This window comes from uncultured Brevundimonas sp., assembly GCF_937870815.1.
GTDB lineage: Bacteria > Pseudomonadota > Alphaproteobacteria > Caulobacterales > Caulobacteraceae > Brevundimonas.
Genome location: NZ_CALMZS010000152.1, coordinates 1 through 3,362, shown reverse-complemented (window position 1 = coordinate 3,362; position 3,362 = coordinate 1). Strand labels below are relative to the sequence as shown.

Annotated in this window: 4 protein-coding genes; 3 read left to right on the top strand and 1 reads right to left on the bottom strand. The window is 71.8% G+C overall.

Annotated elements, in window-relative coordinates:
* The first annotated feature begins 182 nt into the window (after positions 1 to 182).
* On the top strand, positions 183 to 1,592 hold the full coding sequence (locus Q0588_RS09975; RefSeq protein ID WP_298745804.1) for an alkaline phosphatase PhoX: 1,410 nt from the start codon (positions 183 to 185) through the stop codon (positions 1,590 to 1,592).
* Here the strand turns inward: Q0588_RS09975 and Q0588_RS09970 are convergent.
* The gene (locus Q0588_RS09970) at positions 1,561 to 2,628 is read right to left on the bottom strand and encodes a COX15/CtaA family protein (RefSeq protein WP_298745803.1); all 1,068 of its coding nucleotides are present in this window, start codon (positions 2,626 to 2,628) and stop codon (positions 1,561 to 1,563) included. The genes Q0588_RS09975 and Q0588_RS09970 overlap by 32 nt on opposite strands.
* A 135-nt stretch (positions 2,629 to 2,763) precedes the next feature.
* On the opposite strand from Q0588_RS09970, the gene Q0588_RS09965 reads away from it, so the two are divergent.
* Together Q0588_RS09965 and Q0588_RS09960 are read left to right on the top strand one after the other, a co-directional pair.
* Positions 2,764 to 3,015: a transglycosylase gene (locus Q0588_RS09965; protein WP_298745802.1), complete on the top strand. Its 252-nt coding sequence runs from the start codon at positions 2,764 to 2,766 to the stop codon at positions 3,013 to 3,015.
* Position 3,016: 1 nt separating this feature from the next.
* Positions 3,017 to 3,217 (top strand): DUF2842 domain-containing protein, encoded by a 201-nt coding sequence (locus tag Q0588_RS09960; protein WP_298745801.1) that lies wholly within the window; start codon positions 3,017 to 3,019, stop codon positions 3,215 to 3,217.
* Positions 3,218 to 3,362 lie beyond the last annotated feature (145 nt).

The following is a 3,362-nucleotide window of genomic DNA, read 5'->3' as shown; positions in this document are numbered from 1 at the left end:
GGGGCAGCCTGTCTCGTCGAAACGGTAAACTCATCCGCAACCGGGCGAGGCCCGGTCGCCCCGCGCCCTCCCCGACCGCTTCGCAGGAAGCGGCGCTTCCGGCTGCGCCGTCGTCACAGAACCATGATGACCGCCGCCGCCCGCGCCGCCATAACCTCCCTGCCCCTTCCCGGAGTCTCCCCATGCGTCTGCAGCGTCGCGACCTTCTCACCGGCTCGGCCGCCGCCCTCGCCTTCGCCGGCCTCGCCCGCAACGTCCAGGCCCAGGCCGCGGCCGGGGAGACCTACGTCAACGAGGTGCCCGGCTATGGGCCGCTGATCCCCGATCCGAACCGCCTGCTCGACCTGCCCGCGGGCTTCACCTACCAGGTCGTCTCCCAGAGCGGCGACACCATGGACGACGGCCTGTTCGTCCCCGGCCAGCTGGACGGCATGGGCTGTTTCGACCTCGGCGGCGGCAAGGTCGCCCTGGTCCGCAACCATGAGCTCAAGGGCTCCAGCGGCCTGCACCGCAACCTCGGCCCGGGCGGCTTCCATCAGGAGCGCATCGGCCTGCTCGACCCGTCGCGGGCCTACGACACCTACCGGGACGGCCGTCCCCTGCCCGGCGGAACCACCACCCTGGTCTACGACCTCGAGACCCGCCGCACCGTCAGCCAGCACCTGTCGCTGGCCGGGACCTCGACCAATTGCGCCGGCGGCCACACCCCCTGGGGCAGCTGGCTGACCTGCGAGGAGACCGAGGAGACCCCCGCCGACGCCGACGTGACCCAATCCCACGGCTTCGTCTTCGAGGTGCCCTCGACCGCCACCGGCCTCGTCGAGCCGGTCCCGCTCAAGGCCATGGGCCGCTTCGCCCACGAGGCGGTCTGCGTCGACCCCCGCACCGGCGTCCTCTACCTGACCGAGGACCAGAACGACGGCCTGTTCTACCGCTTCCTCCCGACCACGCCGGGCCGGCTGGCCGAGGGCGGACGGCTGCAGGCCATGGCCTTCCGCGACAGGCCCGGGGCCGACACCAGCAATCAGGAGGCCCGTGAATGGGCCGTCGGCGACTGGCGCGAGGTGATCTGGATCGACATGGAGGACGTCGAATCTCCGGACGGCGACCTGCGCCGGCGCGGCCACGCCGCCGGCGCGGCCTTGGTGGCCCGCGGCGAGGGAATCTTCTGGGGCGACGGCGAACTCTACATGACCGCCACCTCGGGCGGCCCGCTGCGCCGGGGCCAGATCCTGCGCTACGTCCCCTCGCGCGACGAGGGGCGGCGGGGCGAGGCGCGCCGGCCCGGCCGTCTCCAGCTGTTCCTGGAAAGCGCCGACGAGCGGACCATGAACATGGGCGACAACATCATGGTCGCGCCCTGGGGCCACCTGATCGTCTGCGAGGACAACTATTCGAGCGACATCCCCAACCACCTCCGCGGCGTCACCCCGGACGGCAAGGTCTATACGATCGGCCGCAACGTCTTCACCGGCAACAGCGAGTTCGCCGGCGCGGTGTTCTCGCCCGACGCCGAGGTGCTGTTCGTCAACATCCAGTACCCGGGCGTCACCTTCGCGATCAGAGGCCCCTGGACCTCGGTCCGGACATGAACAGGCGCGGCTGCGAGCGGCGGACCAGCCACAGGTTCGCCGTCGCCGTCGCCAGCACCAGCGCCGCCCCCGCCTGATGCAGGGCGCCCAGCCACAGCGGCACGGCGTGGACCAGGGTGACCACGCCCAGGGCCGCCTGAAGCCACAGCGCCGCCGCCAGGGCGAAGGCCGCCGCGCCCAGCCCCTCGGCCAGCCGCCAGCGCCACGCCTGCACCGCATAGAGGGTCCCGCCGATCAGCAGGCCGTAGGCCGCGATCCGGTGATTGAACTGCACCAGCGCCTGGTCGTGCAGAAAGGCCAGCGGCCCCTGCCCCCACGCCACCGGCGCCAGCCAGTCGCCGTTCATCATCGGCCAGTCCGTATAGACCAGGCCGGCCTTCGCCCCGGCCACCAGACCGCCCAGCAGGCATTGCACGAAGACCGCGCCCAGCAGGATCGCCGCGCCCCGGCTCCAGCCCACAGGATGGCGCGAACGCTCCGCCCCGTTCCACGCCTCCAGCCCGGTCCAGATCAGTCCGGCGAAGATCAGCAGGGCCAGGCCGAGGTGGACCGCCAGCCGCTCCGGGGCCACGTCGACCCGTTCGCTGAGGCCGCTGGACACCATCCACCAGCCGATCAGCCCCTGCAGGGCGCCCAGCCCCAGCAGCGCCGCGCAGCGGGGGATCAGCCGCCGCGGCATTTCGCGCAACACCAGGAAGATCACGAACGGCGCGGCGAACACCGCCCCGATCAGCCGCCCCAGCAGCCGGTGGAACCACTCCCACCAGAAGATCCCCTGGAACTCGGCCAGGGTCATGCCGGCGTTGACCTGCTGGTACTGCGGGATGGCGCGGTATTTCTCGAAGGCCTCGGCCCAGTCGGCGGCGGTCATCGGCGGCAGGGCGCCCATGATCGGCTTCCACTCGGTGATCGACAGGCCCGATCCGGTCAGGCGGGTGATCCCGCCGACCACCACCATCGCGAACACCAGCGCCGCCGTGACGAACAGCCAGATGGCCACGGCCCTGCTCTGATCGCCCCCGATGAAACGCTTCATTCGACGCCCGCTGTCCCGATCGCTACATTCGGCGGCGCGCCGCTGGTCCGGTGCGCCGTCGAGGGGTATGCCCGCCCACGAAGGCGAGATCGAGTCGGTTTTCGGCGCCGCTGCGCCGCAGTCAGGAGAACGCGGGTGCAATACGCCGATATCGTCATCGCCGTCCTGGGCGCCTTCGCCCTGGCCTGGGCGGCCGACCAGCTGACCGGGCGCCGCGGCCTGTTCGCCACCTCCCTCGTGGCCGGGGTGGCCGCGGTCGCGGGCTGGTTCCTGGCGGTGCGCGTGTTCGCCGTCTCGACCATGGACGGCTGGACCTGGGTGGGCTGGTCGATGGCCGCCGCCACCCTCGCCCTGGCCGCCTTCTTCCTGTTTCGCAACAAGCGCTGACATGGGCCCCCGCACCCGCCGTTTCATCGCCATGCTGGGCGTCCTGGTCTTCCTCGCCGGCTGGATCTGGGGGGCCCTCGCCCTGCGCGGCGCCCTGCCGCCCGGCCCGCTGGTCGATCTGCTGGTCTACGCCGTCGCCGGCCTCGGCTGGGGCGTGCCGCTCTACCCGCTGTTCCGGTGGGCCGAACGGCCGCGCCGCTGAGCGGCGGCCGCAATTGCCGAGGGGCCGCCCGAAGGCGACCCCCTGACCCACCGTCTTCATCGAGGAAGATGGTCGGAGCGACAGGATTCGAACCTGCGACCCCTTGACCCCCAGTCAAGTGCGCTACCAGGCTGCGCCACGCTCC